Source organism: Vibrio sp. D420a (genome assembly GCF_030248625.1).
Taxonomy (GTDB): Bacteria; Pseudomonadota; Gammaproteobacteria; order Enterobacterales; family Vibrionaceae; genus Vibrio; species Vibrio fortis_A.
In genome coordinates, this window is record NZ_JAHGAN010000003.1 from 159,324 (window position 1) to 177,797 (window position 18,474).

General features: G+C 46.1%; 15 protein-coding genes. 5 read left to right on the forward strand and 10 right to left on the reverse strand.

What is annotated here, in order from left to right; translation table 11 throughout:
- Positions 1–106 precede the first annotated feature (106 nt).
- Positions 107–2,503: a hypothetical protein gene (locus tag KI743_RS04490; protein ID WP_285465312.1), complete on the forward strand. Its 2,397-nt coding sequence runs from the start codon at positions 107–109 to the stop codon at positions 2,501–2,503.
- 110 nt (positions 2,504–2,613) lie between these two features.
- On the opposite strand, the gene KI743_RS04495 is transcribed toward KI743_RS04490, so the two are convergent.
- The 6 genes from KI743_RS04495 to gcl all read right to left on the reverse strand — a co-directional run bounded on the left by KI743_RS04495 (position 2,614) and on the right by gcl (position 10,236).
- On the reverse strand, positions 2,614–4,050 hold the full coding sequence (locus KI743_RS04495) for an amidohydrolase (RefSeq protein WP_285465313.1): 1,437 nt from the start codon (positions 4,048–4,050) through the stop codon (positions 2,614–2,616).
- 285 nt (positions 4,051–4,335) lie between these two features.
- Positions 4,336–4,944, reverse strand: coding sequence for a TetR/AcrR family transcriptional regulator (locus tag KI743_RS04500; RefSeq protein WP_150868421.1), 609 nt, complete (start codon positions 4,942–4,944; stop codon positions 4,336–4,338).
- A 132-nt stretch (positions 4,945–5,076) separates the two neighbouring features.
- The gene (locus tag KI743_RS04505; RefSeq protein ID WP_285465315.1) at positions 5,077–6,387 is read right to left on the reverse strand and encodes a glycerate kinase; all 1,311 of its coding nucleotides are present in this window, start codon (positions 6,385–6,387) and stop codon (positions 5,077–5,079) included.
- A gap of 276 nt (positions 6,388–6,663) precedes the next feature.
- Positions 6,664–7,560 (reverse strand): 2-hydroxy-3-oxopropionate reductase, encoded by an 897-nt coding sequence (locus KI743_RS04510; RefSeq protein WP_285465317.1) that lies wholly within the window; start codon positions 7,558–7,560, stop codon positions 6,664–6,666.
- A 37-nt stretch (positions 7,561–7,597) separates the two neighbouring features.
- Positions 7,598–8,374: a hydroxypyruvate isomerase gene (gene hyi, locus KI743_RS04515; protein WP_285465318.1), complete on the reverse strand. Its 777-nt coding sequence runs from the start codon at positions 8,372–8,374 to the stop codon at positions 7,598–7,600.
- A gap of 89 nt (positions 8,375–8,463) precedes the next feature.
- Entirely contained in the window at positions 8,464–10,236 is a 1,773-nt protein-coding gene (gene gcl, locus KI743_RS04520; RefSeq protein WP_032553539.1) for a glyoxylate carboligase, read from the reverse strand.
- Between the two features lie 314 nt (positions 10,237–10,550).
- On the opposite strand from gcl, the gene aceB reads away from it, so the two are divergent.
- A complete protein-coding gene (gene aceB, locus KI743_RS04525; RefSeq protein ID WP_285465319.1) occupies positions 10,551–12,173 on the forward strand; it encodes a malate synthase A in 1,623 nt (540 codons plus the stop codon).
- 92 nt (positions 12,174–12,265) lie between these two features.
- Positions 12,266–12,706 (forward strand): heme-binding protein, encoded by a 441-nt coding sequence (locus KI743_RS04530; RefSeq protein ID WP_032553543.1) that lies wholly within the window; start codon positions 12,266–12,268, stop codon positions 12,704–12,706.
- A gap of 136 nt (positions 12,707–12,842) precedes the next feature.
- Here the strand turns inward: KI743_RS04530 and KI743_RS04535 are convergent, their stop codons facing one another.
- Positions 12,843–13,325, reverse strand: coding sequence for a MarR family winged helix-turn-helix transcriptional regulator (locus KI743_RS04535; protein ID WP_150868408.1), 483 nt, complete (start codon positions 13,323–13,325; stop codon positions 12,843–12,845).
- 125 nt (positions 13,326–13,450) lie between these two features.
- On the opposite strand from KI743_RS04535, the gene KI743_RS04540 reads away from it, so the two are divergent.
- Both KI743_RS04540 and KI743_RS04545 read left to right on the forward strand, forming a co-directional pair.
- Positions 13,451–14,359, forward strand: coding sequence for a DMT family transporter (locus KI743_RS04540; protein ID WP_285465321.1), 909 nt, complete (start codon positions 13,451–13,453; stop codon positions 14,357–14,359).
- A gap of 323 nt (positions 14,360–14,682) precedes the next feature.
- Positions 14,683–15,594 carry a DMT family transporter gene (locus KI743_RS04545; RefSeq protein ID WP_285465322.1) on the forward strand — a complete coding sequence of 304 codons (912 nt, stop codon included), beginning with the start codon at positions 14,683–14,685 and terminating at the stop codon, positions 15,592–15,594.
- Positions 15,595–15,706: 112 nt separating this feature from the next.
- Here KI743_RS04545 and KI743_RS04550 read toward each other — a convergent pair whose 3' ends face one another.
- Genes KI743_RS04550 through KI743_RS04560 form a run of 3 tightly spaced genes read right to left on the reverse strand, consistent with a single transcriptional unit; the run spans position 15,707 to position 18,240 of the window.
- On the reverse strand, positions 15,707–16,888 hold the full coding sequence (locus KI743_RS04550; protein WP_285465324.1) for an MFS transporter: 1,182 nt from the start codon (positions 16,886–16,888) through the stop codon (positions 15,707–15,709).
- Positions 16,878–17,966, reverse strand: coding sequence for a phosphotransferase (locus KI743_RS04555; RefSeq protein ID WP_373417802.1), 1,089 nt, complete (start codon positions 17,964–17,966; stop codon positions 16,878–16,880). The genes KI743_RS04550 and KI743_RS04555 overlap by 11 nt, the downstream gene beginning before the upstream one ends.
- Positions 17,956–18,240: a GNAT family N-acetyltransferase gene (locus KI743_RS04560; protein ID WP_285465327.1), complete on the reverse strand. Its 285-nt coding sequence runs from the start codon at positions 18,238–18,240 to the stop codon at positions 17,956–17,958. Before KI743_RS04560 ends, KI743_RS04555 begins: the two co-directional genes overlap by 11 nt.
- Positions 18,241–18,474 lie beyond the last annotated feature (234 nt).

Here is an 18,474-nt window from a genome sequence, read left to right on the forward strand (position 1 = left end):
AAGACCTAATAAATAAAACCAAATAATAGAGCCACGCCTTATAGCAATAAGGTGCGGCTTCTTTCACCCCAAATTTGGTAATACTCATTTTCGACAGGATTTTTCTATGAGACTTCTACCTATTATTATTTCTCTTTCATTTTCTCAACAAGCCTTTGCGAGTGATTGGCTTGAGCTAAATAACTTGCCAAACTCCACTGAATATCCAACATGGGTTCAATCAGCCTATTCCGAGGTGGGCGTATTATCTCGCTCTACATCAGATTTACATATTAACCTTAGTGATTGGATCGCACAGCAGAACCTTTACGTTACCAAACCTTCAAAAATCGTCGTCTTCGCAGACACTATTGAGGTTCCAGAGAACTTCAACTTAGTCGTCAACAACCAAAACATCCTTATTTTTGCTCGTAAGATTGTTGGTCAAGGCACCCCAACCTTTGTACTTGGACAACAAGGGTCTGCGGCATCCGTTTCCGTCATCGCAGGAGAGATCGAAACGCCAATTAATGTATTGGCTTTCCAAAGTGATGGCAGTATCACTCGAGATGCGGTTTCTGGTGAAGAAGGCAATGGCACGTCTGTGGTACTGGCCGGTTCGCACTATCGAAGAACCACCATCGACTCCAACACCACAGGACAAATGAAACTGGCAACCGACCCTTTCACCGATATTGTTAACCGCTCTTTCGATATGGCTGCCACACTATTCGATACTAATCCCGAGCTTAGCCTCGACCTTATCAACTGGATTGAACAGAGTTTGCGCCACGCCGGTTCAGTGGTTGAAGATGACCCAATTCTTTCAGACCTTTACCTACAAACTGTCGCTTTCAAACAGTTTATTAGCTTTAGTACCAAAGAGAGCAACTACGTCCCGTATCTCGACAAAGTCTTATACCAAGACAAGTATGAAGCGTATCTGAATGCCATGATCGCCTATCAAGCTCAATGGGACATTATCCAAGACAGAAACACTGTTATTGAGGACAAAATTGAAGCTTCTAAGTTAGCACTCGCTAACATTGAAGATGTTCTTAGAGCTCAAGGTTCGATCATCACTCAAACTCAATCCAACATTGATAAGATTGGCGATAGCCTGACTGAAATTGATGCTCAGTACAAAGCTCAAGAACTCGTTACTCTTGATGCCCGAACCACTTATTTGGTTGGTGTAGAGAACTGGAAAACCCAGCAGCAACTCAATGCCGCTTTAGCGATATTCAAGGCGATAGCGGAAATCGGAAGTGCGGTCAGTGGCGTGTTCACTGGTAACCTCTCAGGGGTAAATGACTTAACCGAGCAGCTGGCAAAAACACCTGAAGCCCTCGAAAAAGCAAAAAACCTCGTTACCAACATTAAGTCCGTCACTGGCATTATTGATAGCGTGACCAAAACGATTTCTGGTATTTCGCAGCTGACCAACGACGTTAAATCCGCCATCAAATTCCAAAAAGTATCGGAAGCGATGGATGGGTTTAACTTTAATATCCCAACACTCAACGAGAGTAATCTTGCATGGGATTTGATGATCACCGAGATTCGCAGCAATCTCAGATACGCTGACAGCTTGGGCATCAAAGGCGCAAGACAATATCTGTTGGAGCTTGAAAAACAGGTGCTACTCGGCAAAGCCATTAACATCACACAGCTCAATTTTGCTCACGAGCAAGCTAAGTTGGTCGACCTGATTTTAACGAATAATGTCACTACCAATCAGCAACAACGACTGAATACTGCCATTGAGGGTTATCAACTAGACAGTGATAGCTTTGATTCCGTTGAGCGTGAGCTTTCTCGAGTCTTAATGCACTTCAAACGTCCGATGTACGTAGCGCTATCGAACTATGTTCAGGCATACGAATACTGGGCATTGAAGCCAAGTGAGATCACCCCTTCTCTCAACAAGAGCTATCTAGACTACCAGTTCGACTTGGCCTCTATCGAAAGTGAATACGTGAATGCCCTGTCTTCATTCCAGCCAGCACCACAAGACTTCACCATCGATAACTACACCATTTCCAGTCCAGAGCAACTGGAGAGCTTTGCTAACACCGGTGAATTGAACTTCACGATTCCATTGGAGCAAGTTCAGCTTTGCGCATTTGATCGCGTTAGGCTTTCAACGGTGCGTGTATTCCTTGAGGGGGAAAACTTACCTTACGGAAAACAACTCAACTTGCGTGTCTCCAGCTCAGGTAACTATGCTGACCGATACGAAAATCAGGACTATCAATTCAGCTCTAACCCAGTATCGCGCGCATTCTACTATCGCCTTGATGATCCAACGACCAATGACGTGAGCATCATCACCGATGGCTCTGTGGCGAATAAGTTCGAGTATGCGTATTTCCAACCGACGCCATTCTCGTCTTGGAATATCACGCTCAACAACTTTGATAAAACGGATCAAACCAATAACCACTACCTAAAAGATGTCGAACAAATTCGCGTCGAATTCCTAGGTAGTGGCATCCCCAATGGCAACAGTTGTTCTCACTAACTAAAGTGCATCTGTAACCAGAAAATCTTAGGTTCTCGTGTGACAACCTAATAGAAAGGCCGACATAATGTCGGCCTTGTTTTGTTCAATGTAAGGTTCAGGGTTATGCCCTAATCCATCAAACTCTTTGACTTGATTGCCTTCTTCACTAGCTCCTTTGCAAACTCAGCAATATCGGCTTCGAATTCATCAACGCTTTGACGGATTTCATTCAGTTGTACTGTCTGCATCACGCGGTTTTCCATCACGATTTGACCATTAACGATCGTGGTGTCGATGTTGCTTGGGTTCGCTTGGTAAACCAAGGTCGCGTATGGGTCATAGCTCGGCATCATGTTCGCCGATTGTGTCTCTACAATCACGATATCGGCTTTTTTCCCCACCTCTAGTGAACCAATTTGGTCTTCCATATGCAGAGCTTTTGCACCGCCCAAAGTTGCCATCTCAATCACCTGTTCAGGAATCATGATAGTGCGGTCTGAGTGCTTCAAGCGCTGCATGTTTGCTGCATAACTCAGAGTACGCATGATATCCACTTGGTTAGAGCTCATTGGACCGTCGGTACCCAAGCCTATTCGCATGTCAGCACGGTACATATCCCATGCAGGCGCAATTCCCGTCGCTCCTTTAGCATTTGCCATCGGATTGTAAGAGATACCAGCGTCAGCCTGTTTTAAAAGCCTCTGATCGTTCTCAGACAAATGAATACCATGAGCAATCACGACACGCTCATCGAGTACGCCGATTTCATCCATGTACTCCACCGGTGAATTGGCTGTGGTTTCATCTTTAATACGCTTTTCTTCATTGGGAAATTCCGCAACGTGAATTAACACTGGCACATCGTATTGAGCCGATAGTTTATTGATTTCTTGCAGTTTATCTTTGCTCACTGTGTAGACGGCATGGGGCGCGTAAGCAGGTGTGATCAAATCATCGTTCTTGTACTCTTCGATAAATCCTTTTGCGTAGTCAATGCCTCCATAAGGTTCTTTCGCATCGACCACTGGGAATTTAATCACGGTTTCACCCAAAACAGCTCGTAGACCTACCTCTTTGGTTGCCTTGGCCATTTCATCCATGTGGTAATACATGTCGGCATAGGTTGTGACACCACTTTGCGCCAATTCGATGCTGCCAAGTTTAGTAGCGTTGTAAATGAGCTCACGACTTAGCTTTTCCGCTTCAAGAGGAAAGAAGTAGGCAAATAAGCGATTCGAGATCCCCTCTTCTCCCAATCCGCGAAATGCAATCATAGGAAGGTGGTTGTGAGCATTGACCATACCAGGCATGACGATACCATCTTGAGCATCGATTACTTTCTCCGCACGATACTGGGTCAATAGCTCCTCACTACCAACCGCGATGATCTGGTCGTCTTTCACCACGACAACTCCATCGTCAATCACGTCCTTAGTCGCGTTAATCGTCAAGACTTGGCCATTGGTAATCATTAAGTCTGCGTTGTAATCGTTCGTCGCTATAGTCGAACCACAGCCAGTTAAAAGAACGGCGCTAATTGTGTAAGCCAAGCTTTTGAGAGTCATGCGTGTACCTTTGAGTTGTGCGTTCATTTATCGGGAGCAGATGCTTCCTTGATAAAGTCAAAGTAGCTTGCCCGTGAGATTTTGCTACTTTCACTTTTGATAGCAAAGACAACCTTGCCATTAAATAAAACGACATACTAAATCGAGTCGAGCCGATACTGAAATCCGTTATTGCACACAAAGTCACAATTATGGAAATACGAGGCGCAATCACTGCAATTGAATATATTGGAGCCGATATGAAAAAGACCTGCAATTGCAGGCCTTGTATGAAACTGAAACAGCTTAGCTTTTTACGCCACACCCTTTTATCACCAACTGTGTTATGAATTTAGCTGCGTCTTCATAATCTTGGTCATCGAGTTGGTCTTTTTTCATCACACTGCAAATCTGCCAGCCGAAATCGGCATAGGTTTGAGTCGCGGCCCAGATAGTGAACATTAGGTGATGTGCAGGCACGTTGTCCATCAGGCCTTGTGCAGACCAAGTGGCGAACTTGTCGATGATCATCTGAGACTGTTTATAAAGCTCATCACCAATCTCTTTTGGTAATACTTTGGCGCCCGACATCACTTCATTGGCAAAAACCTTGGAGGCGTGCGGGTGATCACGAGAGATGATTAACTTGGTTTGGATATATTGAGACAGTGCTTCGACAGGATCATCGAGCTCTTCAATAGGGCGAGAGGCTTCCAACAAGGGTTGCGTCACCGACTCCAATACCGCGTTGTAGAGCTTGTCTTTTGAACTGAAGTAATAGAATACGTTAGGCTTTGGAATATCAGCAGCTTTGGCAATATCAACCATTTTGGTCGCGGCATAACCGTGCATCGCGAACTGCTCACACGCCACTTGAATGATTAAGTCTTGGTTCTTCTGCCTGATCTTAGACATATCATATCCCTACAACCGATTGATTTAGCTTTAGTGTCCTACGATACAAATAACTTTGACCGCCCCTTTATTGTGCATGAGACGGCCAATCGATTGGTTCACATATTTTAATAAATGAGAGGGAGGTTAACTTTAAAGTATCAAAATCGCTCGAAAGTCGTTTACATTGGTCAGTGTCGGCCCCGTTGTTAGTAACACATCAACCTTGTCAAAGAAGTCATAACTGTTATTCGCATCTAAATAAGTTTCCGCTTTCAAAGACAGTGCCTCACTCTGTTGCCACGTATTCGGCGTTATCCAAGCCCCTGCGTTATCTTCAACCCCATCAATACCGTCGGTGTCCGCCGCCAGTGCGTAGATGTTGTCATGCCCTTTGAGCTCATTGAATAGACTCAGCAAAAACTCACTGTTACGCCCACCTCTACCATTGCCCTTAACGGTTACCGTCGTTTCTCCGCCTGAAAGTAATACGCAAGGCGTGTTGAAAGGGTGCTGTCGACTAGCCACTTGTTTCGCCAGCGCAGCATGCACCTTAGCGACCTCCCTCGCTTCACCCTCAATGCAATCACTCAAAATATACGCAGGAATTCCTAACCCTTCAGCTTCCGCAGCGGCAGACTCCAACGCTGACATCGGGGTCGCGATAATATGGTGTTCAGCGCTCTTCCAACATGAGTCGTCAGGTTTGATGGTCTCCGATTCTGGATTATTGAGCCACTCAAATACTGACGTTGGCATATCAATTCGATAACGCTCTAAGATGGCGAGTGCATCAAAACGGGTAGTGGTATCTGGAACGGTTGGACCCGATGCAATCACACTGATGTCATCACCGGGTACATCTGAGATAGCCAATGAAACTACTCTTGCAGGATAGGCCGCTTTGGCAAGACGCCCGCCTTTGATCAACGATAGGTGTTTACGCACACAGTTCATCTCATCAATTGCTGCGCCAGACTTAAGCAGAGCTTTGTTGATCTGTTGCTTCTCAGCAAGAGTGATATCACCACCGGGTAGACTCAGTAATGCCGAACCTCCGCCTGACAATAAGCAGATCACTGTGTCATCTGCACTTAAGTTCTTCACCAATTTCAGCATTCGCTGGCTCACTTCTAGCCCCATTTCATCAGGTACTGGATGTGCTGCTTCGATGACTTCAATGTGCTCGCAGGGTGCGGTATGTTCGTAACGAGTAACCACTAGACCTTCGAGTTCTCGAAGTGCGAGGTCGTGCTTTTTCTTATCGCGCCATACAGCTTCTAACTCTGTTGCCATCGACGCAGCGGCTTTACCCGCACCGATCACCACCGTACGTCCAGCCTGATTGGAGGAGCGATAAAAAATAGATTCAGACAGAAAAGGGGCAATGTGGTTTCGCGGTAGCGCTTCATTAACAGCGCTAGAGAAAAGGGTATGTAAAAACTGTTTAGCATCGATGTCCATCAGCCACTCCTTAGTCGACGGAATAAAAAAAGAACCCTAATACAAGGACACAGGTGCCTGCTAAGAAATAAGTTGGAAAGGAACAACTTCAACCTCTGCCTTATATTAGGAACGCGCATAAAAGGAGACGAAACTACGCGATTTATAAACAAACTGCTTGAGCCTGTGGGGTCGGCCACCCACCCTGGAGAAGTGGCAGCCTAAGCTCGTTACTCTGGTTTCATGAACCATGCATTCAATACCAGAGTAACGAATAGATTTACCCTAAATCGGGTACTATCGGATTGAGTGATCCGAGCGTTTTTCAATGGCTTGAATTAGTGCTGAGTGATCCCAACCTTCACCGCCCATATCAGCACACTCACCAAACAGTTGTTGAGCCGTCGCCGTATTCGGTAGTGATACACCTAATTCTTCGGCACCAGTCAGTGCAAGGTTAAGGTCTTTCTGATGCAGCGAGATTCTAAATCCTGGGTCAAAGGTTCCTTCCACCATACGCTCACCATGCACTTCCAAGATCTTAGAGTTAGCAAAACCACCCAACAGCGCCTGACGCACGCGAGCAGGATCGGCCCCCGCTTTAGAGGCAAATACCAGTGCCTCAGAGACCGCTTCAATGTTTAACGCTACGATAATTTGGTTAGCGACTTTACACGTTTGGCCTGCGCCATTATCGCCAACCAAGGTAATGTTCTTGCCCATCACTTCAAATAGAGGTCGCGCCTTATCAAAAGCAGACTGCTCACCACCAACCATGATAGTCAGCGTCGCATTGATAGCACCCACTTCGCCCCCTGATACCGGAGCATCAAGATAGGACGCACCGCCCTCGTTAATTCGAGCCGCGATCGCTTTGGTGGCGATAGGAGAAATTGAACTCATATCAATCACCAGCTTTCCAGCCGCACCACCTGCAGTAAGGCCTTGCTCTACGCCGTTATCACCAAACAGAACATCTTCAACTTGAGGTGTGTTTGGCACCATTAGAATGATCACATCGGCCTGCTCTGCCACTTCCGCAGGTGAGCGATAAACCGTTGCACCAGCAGCGACAAGATCAGCAGGTGCTGGGTTGAAATGGTCTGAAAGAAGGATTTCGTGGCCAGCTTTTTGAAGGTTGCTCGCCATTGGTTTGCCCATGATACCTGTACCAATAAATGCAATTTTAGACATGTTGTTCTCCTTAACGTTTTAAGATAACCAGACACAATTAACGGTACTGGTGCAGCCAACCAAGGCCTTCTGTAGTGGTCGTTTTCGGTTTGTACTCACAGCCAACCCAACCTTGGTAGCCCAGTTCATCTAGGTAGTTGAGCACAAATGGGTAGTTGATCTCCCCCGTTCCCGGCTCATGACGACCCGGGTTGTCAGCTAATTGAACGTGAGCTATCTGACCAATGTTCTGCTGCATAGTTGGCGTTAGATCGCCTTCCATAATCTGCATGTGGTAGATGTCGTATTGAATCAAGAGGTTGTCGCTCCCGACTTCTTTAATGATCGCTTTCGCCTGTTCCGTGGTGTTGAGGAAGAAGCCAGGAATGTCACGCGTGTTGATCGCTTCAATCACTAAACTGATTCCCTCAGCCGCCAGTGCGTTTGCCGCGTAGTGAAGGTTAATCACAAACGCAGAGTGCGCATCTTGCGGAGTTACCCCTTGCGGCACAATTCCCGCTAAGCAGTTCACCTGTTTGCAACCTAGCGCTTTGGCGTACTCTATTGCTTTCGGCACGCCCGCTTGGAACTCTTCAACTCTTGCGGGGTCAACCGCAATACCTCGGTCACCCGCCTCCCAATCACCAGCCGGCAAGTTAAACAGCACCTGTTCTAAGTTGTTCTCAACCAACTTCTGTTTGATCGCTTGCGCGTCAAAAGCATATGGGAATAGATATTCGACGCCTTGAAACCCTGCGTCGGCAGCCGCTTCAAAACGATCCATAAAATCCACTTCAGTGAATAACATTGACAAATTAGCCGCAAATTTCGCCATGACTCTGTCCTTCTTATCTGTATTCTTTGGGCACTAAGTCTGTGCCCATTGACGTTCTGTTAAGCTGCTATCGGCTTAACGGAAACACATTATTTGTGCGCAAGCGCAGTCGGTGCGTCTTCGCGAGTCTCCGCCAGCGGCTCAAACTCATTGATGGCATTGATCTCAACCCCCATCGAAATGTTGGTCACTCGCTCAAGAATCAATTCAACAACTACTGGCACTTTATGCTTGTTCATAAGCGCTTTAGCTTGTTCAAACGCCGGCGCAATTTGCTCTGGCTCGCGTACTCGAATCGCCTTACAGCCCAAGCCTTCTACAACGGCAACATGGTCTACACCGTAGCCTTCAAGCTCTGGCGCATTCTGGTTATCAAATGCCAACTGTACACAGTAATCTATATCAAACTGACGTTGAGCTTGACGAATCAGACCTAGATAAGAGTTGTTCACCAACACATGGATATAAGGCAGATTAAACTGTGCACCTACCGCCAACTCTTCAATCATGAATTGAAAATCGTAGTCACCGGAGATAGCCACGATGTCACGATTCGGATCGGCAGCTCGAACACCTAAGGCCGCAGGGGTTGTCCAACCTAATGGGCCAGCTTGACCACAGTTGATCCAGTGGCGCGGCTTGTACACATGAAGGAACTGAGCCGCAGCAATCTGCGAAAGACCTATCGTGCTTACGTAACAGGTGTCGCGGCCAAAGGCTTTGTTCATCTCTTCATAAACGCGCATTGGCTTCATCGGCGCTTCTTCGAAATTGGTTTTGCGTAGCATGGTGGCCTTGCGCTGTTGGCATTCCCCTGCCCAATCGCTTCGATTTGGCAGCTTGCCTGCGTCGCGCCACTCTCGAGCGACTTCAACCATCAGCTCTAGTGCAGATTTAGCGTCAGAAACAATGCCTAAATCAGGGCAGAACACTCGACCAATTTGAGTTGGTTCAATATCAACATGCACGAATTTTCGACCTTCGGTGTACACATCCACAGAGCCGGTATGACGGTTTGCCCAGCGGTTACCAACACCGAATACAAAATCCGAGTTCAGCATGGTTTCATTACCGTAACGGTGGGAAGTTTGTAGCCCTACCATGCCGGCCATCAATTCATGGTCGTCTGGAATCGAGCCCCAACCCATCAGCGTTGGAATAACAGGAACACCAGTGATCTCTGCAAACTGCTGAAGAAGTTCAGAAGCCCCCGCGTTGATCACGCCGCCACCAGACACAATCAATGGCTTCTCCGCTTCTGCCATCATGGCGAGTGCTTTCTCGACTTGTTGTCTGGTTGCCGTAGGCTTGTAAGGCTCTAGCGGTTCATAAGAATCAATATCGAACTCAATTTCCGCCAACTGCACATCCAACGGCAAATCAATAAGAACTGGACCCGGTCGGCCGGAACGCATCAAATGAAAGGCTTTTTGAAACGCGCGAGGCACTTGTGCTGGTTCGAGTACCGTCGTCGCCCACTTAGTGACAGGCTGAGCGATCGATTCAATATCTACCGCTTGAAAGTCCTCTTTGTGCAACCTTGCTCGCGGAGCCTGACCTGTAATACATAAGATAGGGATAGAGTCAGCCGATGCTGAATATAGACCGGTAATCATGTCCGTTCCCGCAGGGCCAGAAGTACCGATACAGACACCAATATTATCCTGATTAGTGCGCGTGTATCCTTCTGCCATATGCGAAGCGCCTTCTACATGACGAGCTAGAACGTGATCAATACCACCAAGCTTTTTCATCGCCGCATACATAGGGTTAATCGCTGCGCCCGGAACACCAAATGCGATGTCTACTCCTTCACGTTTAAGCACTTCAACCGCTGCTTCAATCGCTTTCATAATTGCCATTCGAACCTCCAGTTCAGATTGTATACAATTAAACTAACTTTTGTGTACTATGAGCCATTCTCAGCATTTATCAAGTCCAATTTGAAACATTTTTGTTACATCAAACGCGCGTTTTAAGTAAGCACTAACCCCGAAAAGCTTACAATTCATTGCTTCACATAAAATATCTTTACATAAAAATAAATTGCAAATATCTCGAATGATAATTAAATGTTAAATAGGCTTTGATTGTTTACAGTTTTTGCCATATAAATAAACTTAAAAATAGAATTTTGTATACAAAATGACATCGTATTGTTCAAAGGAGACAGACAATGATGAATGACGTAAAAGAGAGAGAAGAGGCTTTGTGTATGCAGGTACTTGGCAATATGGACAACGCTGAGTACAAAAAGATCCTGTCTAAAGATGCTTTGATCTTCTTAGAAGCACTGGTGAAAAAGTTTGGAGAGCGCCGTCAAAACCTGCTAACTGACCGCGAAACTAAACAAGCCCAATTCGATGCGGGTGCATTGCCTGACTTCAGAGAGGATACGGCATCGATTCGTGACGACAAAACGTGGAAGGTCGCGACACCGCCACCAGAACTATTAGACCGCCGCGTTGAGATCACCGGTCCTATTGAACGTAAGATGGTCATCAATGCGCTTAACTCCGGCGCTAAAGTTTTCATGTGTTGTTTTGAAGACGCCTCATCTCCAACTTGGGAGAATATGGTCGACGGCCAAATCAACCTTAGAGATGCCAACCTTGGCACCATCAGTTACTACGATGAAAAGAAACAGAAGAACTACCAACTGGTGAATAACCCTGCGCTGTTGATCGCGCGCCCACGAGGTATTCACCTGCCAGAGCAGTCTATCCAGTTTAACAACCAACCTATAGCTGGCTGCTTAATGGACTTTGCTCTCTACTTTTTCCATAACTATCAATCACGTGCAGATCAAGGCTTAGGTGTTTATTACTACATTCCAAAGCTTGAAAGCATGGAAGAAGCGCAATGGTGGGACGATATCTTCAGCTTCACCGAGCAATATTTCAAAGTACCAAAAGGCACGATTCGAGCAACGGTATTGATAGAGACACTTCCAGCTGTATTCCAGATGGATGAAATTCTTTATGCGATGCGTGACCATATTGTTGCAATGAACTGTGGCCGTTGGGACTACATTTTCAGCTACATCAAAACATTAAAGAACCACCAAGATCGTATTTTGCCTGATCGTCACGGTATCGGTATGGATCAAGAGTTTCTTAATGCCTACAGCCAACTACTAGTGAGAACCTGTCATGCTCGTGGCGCGCTGGCGATGGGCGGCATGTCGGCATTCATCCCTGCGAAAGATCCCGCTGAGATGGAGCGCGTTACCGCCAAGGTTATTGAGGACAAGCAACGAGAATCTAAAAACGGTCATGACGGCACTTGGGTCGCGCACCCAGCACTGGTTGACCTTGCAATGTCTGAGTTCAACAAACATCTAGATGGTAAGGTCAACCAAATCGACTTCCAAAGCCCACAACATGAGATCAGTGCAGAGCTTCTGCTGAAGCCTTGTGAGGGAACCCGCGACGAAGCAGGCGTGCGTAAGAACATTCGTATCGCTCTCTACTACATCGAAGCATGGATTCAAGGCCATGGTTGCGTGCCAATTTATGGACTGATGGAAGACGCTGCTACGGCTGAGATCTCTAGAGCCAATATTTGGCAATGGATTCACCACGGCGTCACGTTAGACGACGGCCAAACCTTTACTAAAGAACTCTTCCACTCTTGGCTATACCAAGAGCTAGACACCATTAAACAAGAAGTCGGAGAAGCTCGCTATGCTGCAGGTCGATTCGAAGAGACAGCCGATCTCTTCTATCAACTGTCTACAGCAGAAGCGTTCGCCGCCTTCCTAACTTTACCCAGCTATGGGCTACTGCAAGCGTCTTGACCTGACGCTTGGGCAACTTGAACTTGTGTCGCTTTAATCCTTAATCGACTCGGGAACAAGTTGGTTTAAGCCCCTGAAAAACAGGAGATAACATGGGAAGTTTGACTCTACAACAAGCGTTAACCATCATAGATGGAACCTTTAAAGCAGGCAGAAAGATCCATACTGAGCCTCTAACCGTTGCGGTTTTAGACAGCGGCGGCAAGCTCATCTCCCTGCAACGTCAGGATGGCTCTAGCATGATGCGACCAGACATCGCCATTGCTAAAGCTTGGGGAGCACTCGCACTCGGTTGCTCTTCTAGAAAACTCGCCCAAGATGCTGATAACAGACCAGCATTTATCTCCGCAGTCAACGTGCTCGCACACGGGAACATGGTGCCAGTACCTGGGGGGCTACTCATCAGAGATAAAGATAGAACGGTACTCGGTGCCATTGGCGTCAGTGGTGATATCTCGGATATCGACGAAAGCTGTGCGATTAATGGAATTGGCTGTGCAGACCTTTACAGCGATGAGATGCTGCAAGCCTAATGGAGTACCGACTTACTGAGTTACCTTTAAATGGGTATCTACTACCAATAAAAAAACCGAAGCACTAAGCTTCGGTTTTTCGTTTTAACTTGGCGGCAGTCATTTAACGACTATCAATAGTGCAGTGTCAGAGAACTTATTCGTATGCACTTAGCCATGTTTTCAGCAGTTGATTAGTATTCTTCTTCTGACTTGCAGAGAGGGTTTTCACCAACTTCTTCTGCATCTCAACATGTTCTGTCATCATTTCATCAATCAGGGTCAGGCCATTTCTTGTGAGCTTAACACTCACGCTGCGACGATCTTCTTTGCTGTGCTCGCGGCTGATAAGCCCTTTGGCTTCTAACTTATCTAGGCGGTTAGTCATTGCACCAGAGGTCAACATCATTGAACCAATCAGCTCTGATGGGGTGAGCCGATAAGGCTTACCAGAGCGTCGTAACGTCGCCAATACATCAAACTCGCCCAACTTCATATCATACTGTTTATGAAGGTCGGCAACTTGTGTCTCCATGTATTTGGCGATACGCATTACTCGGCCCATAATCGCCATCGGCTCTGTCTCTAGGTCGGGCTTTTCCTTTGCCCATTGTTCTACCACGCGGTCAATAGCATCCATTTGCAATCACGCTCCGTTATTAGTCTTAGTTGCTTCAAACTAGTTTAACATAAAGATACTTTACAACCACTAGTTATGGGTATACTCTTCACACCAAGAGTTATCTTAACGTAAAGATATTTTAGATGAATATATTATTAGCAATGATCCCCGCCTTCTTCTGGGGTACAACTTATGCAGTGACGCAGTTTACGCTACAGGAGTGGCCACCATTACTACTTGGTGCTCTGCGTGCTTTGCCTGCAGGGTTATTATTGCTTGCCGTGAAACCTACTCTACCTAAAAAAGGCGAGTGGCAGATCATTTTCACACTAGGTTTAATCAATATTGCGACCTTCTTCGGTCTGATTTTTGTTATGGCTCTCACCCTGCCTTCTGCCATTTCAGGCGTAGGTATGATCTCAGTGCCTGTATTCGCAATGATTTTCCATTGGGTTGTTAAAAAGCAACGCCCTAACCTGATTCAAGCTCTGTCGGGTGTCGGTCTAATTTCACTGGCGTGGATGCTGTTCAATCCAAGTCAAATCTCGCTCAGCCCTGTCGGGTTAGGTGCTATGTTTGCCGCTATCATGTGTATCATTGTCGGCAGCAGCATTACTAAATCACTCGGCGATCGCATGCACTGGTGGAAAGTACTGACTTGGCAATTGATTCTTGGTGGTGTGATCTTGTCTGTGGCTTCGGCGACTCACGCTTTCATTGACCCACAACCTTACGTCAACGCGGTAACCCACTTCGATTCTCGTAACTTTATGGGTCTGCTATGGGTGATTGGTTTGAATACGGCACTGGGTTACGGCATGTACGTTTGGCTTCTGCAGCGTATGTCAGTGGTCGACTTTACCTTTGGTGGTATTGCTAACCCAGTCGCTGGTATCGTAATGGGTATGTTGCTGATGGGTGAGTCATTCACTGCCGCTCAGTACTCGTTAATGACAGGTATGATCGTGATGTCGCTACTCCCTCAAGTCATCCTTGCGATTCGACAACCTAAAACGGTACCCGCACCGAACAAGCCGCTAAAAGCAAGATAACCCCTTCAAACTTAAATAAAACCCGTTTCACACGGGTTTTATTTATTTGGTAACTCTCACCCCTTTATTTTCGTATCTTGGATAAAGGGGATTTTTCCATTCAAGCACTCAACATACCCTCACAAAGAACAATGACATTACATTAACTTACTTGATTGGAAATATTTTCTAAAAATAAAACAATAAAAAGAAATTAATTTTATTAAACTTCCAAATTAGAGATAAAAAGGCAAATTTTTTCTCTTGCGAGCTCCTTATACTGTGGCACATCAATTAGGCGGCACAAGCCTATGATTTACAATTATAAGTATTAGGAAGTCACCATGAATTCGAAGTCTTTTACTGTTTTGCTCTTTTTGTCTGTGTGTCTTATTTGGGGCACCACTTGGTTTGCGATGGAAGTTGCTTTGCACTCTATCCCACCAATCTTTGCTACGGCACTGCGTTTCCTCTTAGCGGCACCTCTGCTAACCGCACTAGCCAAAGTATTCAACCAGCCTTTGTTGTTTCCAAAAGGCAAGCGTCAATGGATCTTAATTGTCGCTCTGATGTACTTTGCGATTCCGTTTACCCTAATGATCTATGGTGAGCAGTACATCTCTTCAGGTCTCGCTTCCATTATCTTTGCCAACATGCCTGTCGCCGTGATGTTAATGTCCGGTCTGTTCCTAGGTTTGCGCCTTGCTAAGCACCAGATTTTTGGCCTTATCACAGCCGTTATCAGCCTATGTCTCATCCTAGGGAATGAGATGCAAATGGGCGGTGAAGACTACCTGATTGGTACCGTTTCTCTTGGTCTAGCGGTTGCGATTCACGCAGTCATGTACGTACTGGTTCAGAAGCACTGTAAAGACATTGAAGTATTGACTTACAACGCAGTACCAAGCTTCATCGCTGCTATTTTCTTATTCGTAGTGTCTGCTGTTGGTGAAAACGTCGATGTGTCTGCGTTTACTTGGGACTCAATCTCTGCCGTTGTCTACTTGGGCTTTGTAGCAAGCGTCGGTGGCATTGTGGCTTACTTCAAACTAGGACAAGTGTCGACGCCTTTCCAAGCTTCAATCTGTTTCCTAATTTTCCCAGTGGTTGCGCTCGTGATTTCAGCCGTTATCAACGGTGAAATGCTCGCGGAACAGTCATTGATTCTTATGTTACCGCTACTGTTTGGTATCTTACTGACCAAAGCGCCAAAGAACATGTTCAAACTACGCAGCGGGTTAAAGGTAAGTCAGTAATAAACTGGCCTCATAAAACCAACGCTGTAGTTAAATCCATTCAGATACAAAAAAGCTCCAATGGCGACATTGGAGCTTTTGTTTTATTCAAACTTCATCAAGCAATCTATTGCTATCGCCAACTAAAGTAACGCACCTCATTGCCATCTTCCGGAATCTTAGGAATGTTCAGAGACAGTAGCAAAGAGACACCCGCCATCGCAGCACCAATAAAAAATACAGTTGCTGGAGAAGCTAGCCAGATAACACCGAATACCACCGGGATAACAACGGCTGCGATGTGGTTGATAGTAAAAGAAACCCCTGCCGTTGAAGCCATATCTGCTGGATCTGCGATCTTCTGGAAGTAGGTTTTAATCGCCAATGCCAGTGCAAAGAACAGATGATCAATCACGTACAGCGCAGCAGCCCACTCAGCGCTCTGCACCAAGCCATAGCCGACGAACACGCCAATCAAGCCAATGTATTCAAACATCAGGGCTTTGCGCTCACCAACGACTCCGATGAACTTACCAATACGTTTTGCAAACAAGAAATTGAATAGGTAGTTAATCAAGAACAGTAGCGTCACATCAGCTGCAGAATAGCCAAACTTCTCTACCATCAAGAAACCAGCAAATACAGTAAAGATCTGTCGACGAGCTCCGCTCATAAAGGTCAGTGCATAGTAGAGCCAGTAGCGCTTACGCAGTACCAACTTTTTGTTCTGCTGAGTCTCGGTTTTAAATTCAGGAAAACCAAAGGTCATTACTAATACGAGTAAGAAGCCTATCCCACCGGTAATGCCGTAAACCCATACAAAATCCAGCTTCAGTTGCTCCAGCATCACCCAAATTGAGCCGTAGGTAACAAGAGAAGCCAGCGCACCGACTGAGATCATCTTACCCAGCATCTCTGGCGCCTCTTCTTTGCTGAGCCACTGCAGCGAGAGGGACTGCTTTAACGTTTCGAAGTAGTGAAAACCTGTCGACATCAGAATGGTTGTGAGAAGAAGCCCTGTTAATGTTGGAAACAACCCCGTGATTGCCGTGCCAACAGTCAGCATAGCCAGCGAGACCAACATGAATCGCTGCTCTCGGATAAAGGCCAATACAAACACAACCGTAAATGCCAGAAAGCCAGGGATTTCACGTACACTCTGAAGTAGCCCGATATCAGCACCGTCAAAGTTAGCTCGCTCAACAACAAAGTTGTTTAACAGCGCCATCCAGCTAGAAAACGCGATCGGGACAATAATCGAAATCAGCAATAAAAAGTTCTGCGGCGTCTTCCAGCTTGCAGTTTTATCGAACATCAACAAACTCCTGTTCGTTCATCTCACTGAGCGCTTTTTTTGTTAGCTGTTCAGTGTATGGGTTAATCTTCCAGTGATTTGGGCTCCAACCCTTAACAAAGCGTTGAAAATCGGCCCACGCGGTTGCAAACATAGGGCGCCAAGCCGCTTCGACTTGCACTGCATTTAATTGTGGCTGATAGAATGTCAACGCGTGAGAAAGCTGCTCAAAATAGACATTTAACACCTCGCTCTCTAGCTCGGCACAATCTCTTGGCCTAATCGCACTGCTCATAAACAGCGCCACATCCTTCATGGCACAGCCAAGCCCTACGTATTGAAAGTCGACTGCTGCCGCATTTTTATTTTCAACATCAAAACAGAAGTTGGCTAGCTTGGCGTCGCCATGCACTAATGTTGGGTAAGGGCACTCTTTCAATTTAAGATCAATCTTCTCAGCGTTTTTCTTGAGAGCTTGATCATCCAATACACTCAGTTCATCCGGTCGCGTTGCTAAATGCCAATAGGTGCCAGTTTCCCACAAACTCGATACATCACTCGGGTTTAAGTTGATATGTTTCGCGTGGAAATGCGCAAGCCAGCGTAAACAAGCATTACGTTGCTGCACCTCTTCAAGACTGTAACCCTCGACTTCACTCGCTAGCACATCAAAGTTGGATGTGTTTGGGAAACCGAGCGTTTTGAGGTCTTGCATGACGATCAGCCACTCACCCTCAGTTTGTTGACATTGCAAACCAACAGGAACCGGGCAATGTGGATCGTATTTTTGAGTAAAACCTTGATACCATGAGGTTTCAACCTGATATGACTTTACTTTTCTCTGGTGTGAAAGCTGAGTATTCCACCCCTTAGGATGTTCGGTTTTATCCGGCAATGCGACATGTTTAACGATAACACTGGTCACGTCCCGTGCGTCTGGGAAGTGCAAACGAACTAGCTCTCCGTAGCCTCCCCATAAGCGCTGAATCACTTCGACTCGATGATGCTCAGAACCATGAATAGAGTGGGCAATAGCATTGTACAATCGTGTTGTAGAATCTGTGGTTGAACAAGACATACTTTTCTCGTTATGCCTCATCCGAAAGTAGATGAGACCACTGTTTTTGCCTTGCCATGTAGTGCACAACATAGCTGCAGACAGGGACAATTTTAAAGCCCGCCTTTTCGATCTCTGGAAGTACCGCTTCCATCATCACTTTGCCCATGCCCTTCCCTTGTAGCTCATCCGGAACGCGAGTTGAGGTAATGTGAAGCACCTGTCCTTGTTGCTGATATTTCACCACAGCATACTGTTCGGGAGCTAGCTCTACCGTTATTTTTTGGGCTTCCTGATCCCATTTTACTGCCTGCATTCTCAACTCCTATAAATATTCGACATGCTAAACGATAAACAATTGAAGTCTTGGATTGATGTTAATAGACTAACGCACGTGCATATAAATAAAACGATGTAGTGGGAATTACAAATAAATCTGAAACGGACACAGCCACAACAGATTCAACATTCAATCACCTCACTTACCTAAATCTAGCACGTAAGAACAGTCTATTGTCAGACAACGCATGTTGGCGCATGGAGAAAACAC

Bases quoted from the DNA above. Each gene is read 5' to 3' on its own strand.
- KI743_RS04490 (WP_285465312.1), top strand. From the start codon at position 107: ATGAGACTTCTACCTATTATTATTTCTCTTTCATTTTCTCAACAAGCC.
- KI743_RS04495 (WP_285465313.1), bottom strand. From the start codon at position 4,050: ATGACTCTCAAAAGCTTGGCTTACACAATTAGCGCCGTTCTTTTAACT.
- KI743_RS04500 (WP_150868421.1), bottom strand. From the start codon at position 4,944: ATGTCTAAGATCAGGCAGAAGAACCAAGACTTAATCATTCAAGTGGCG.
- KI743_RS04505 (WP_285465315.1), bottom strand. From the start codon at position 6,387: ATGGACATCGATGCTAAACAGTTTTTACATACCCTTTTCTCTAGCGCT.
- KI743_RS04510 (WP_285465317.1), bottom strand. From the start codon at position 7,560: ATGTCTAAAATTGCATTTATTGGTACAGGTATCATGGGCAAACCAATG.
- hyi (WP_285465318.1), bottom strand. From the start codon at position 8,374: ATGGCGAAATTTGCGGCTAATTTGTCAATGTTATTCACTGAAGTGGAT.
- gcl (WP_032553539.1), bottom strand. From the start codon at position 10,236: ATGGCAATTATGAAAGCGATTGAAGCAGCGGTTGAAGTGCTTAAACGT.
- aceB (WP_285465319.1), top strand. From the start codon at position 10,551: ATGATGAATGACGTAAAAGAGAGAGAAGAGGCTTTGTGTATGCAGGTA.
- KI743_RS04530 (WP_032553543.1), top strand. From the start codon at position 12,266: ATGGGAAGTTTGACTCTACAACAAGCGTTAACCATCATAGATGGAACC.
- KI743_RS04535 (WP_150868408.1), bottom strand. From the start codon at position 13,325: ATGGATGCTATTGACCGCGTGGTAGAACAATGGGCAAAGGAAAAGCCC.
- KI743_RS04540 (WP_285465321.1), top strand. From the start codon at position 13,451: ATGAATATATTATTAGCAATGATCCCCGCCTTCTTCTGGGGTACAACT.
- KI743_RS04545 (WP_285465322.1), top strand. From the start codon at position 14,683: ATGAATTCGAAGTCTTTTACTGTTTTGCTCTTTTTGTCTGTGTGTCTT.
- KI743_RS04550 (WP_285465324.1), bottom strand. From the start codon at position 16,888: ATGTTCGATAAAACTGCAAGCTGGAAGACGCCGCAGAACTTTTTATTG.
- KI743_RS04555 (WP_373417802.1), bottom strand. From the start codon at position 17,966: ATGAGGCATAACGAGAAAAGTATGTCTTGTTCAACCACAGATTCTACA.
- KI743_RS04560 (WP_285465327.1), bottom strand. From the start codon at position 18,240: ATGCAGGCAGTAAAATGGGATCAGGAAGCCCAAAAAATAACGGTAGAG.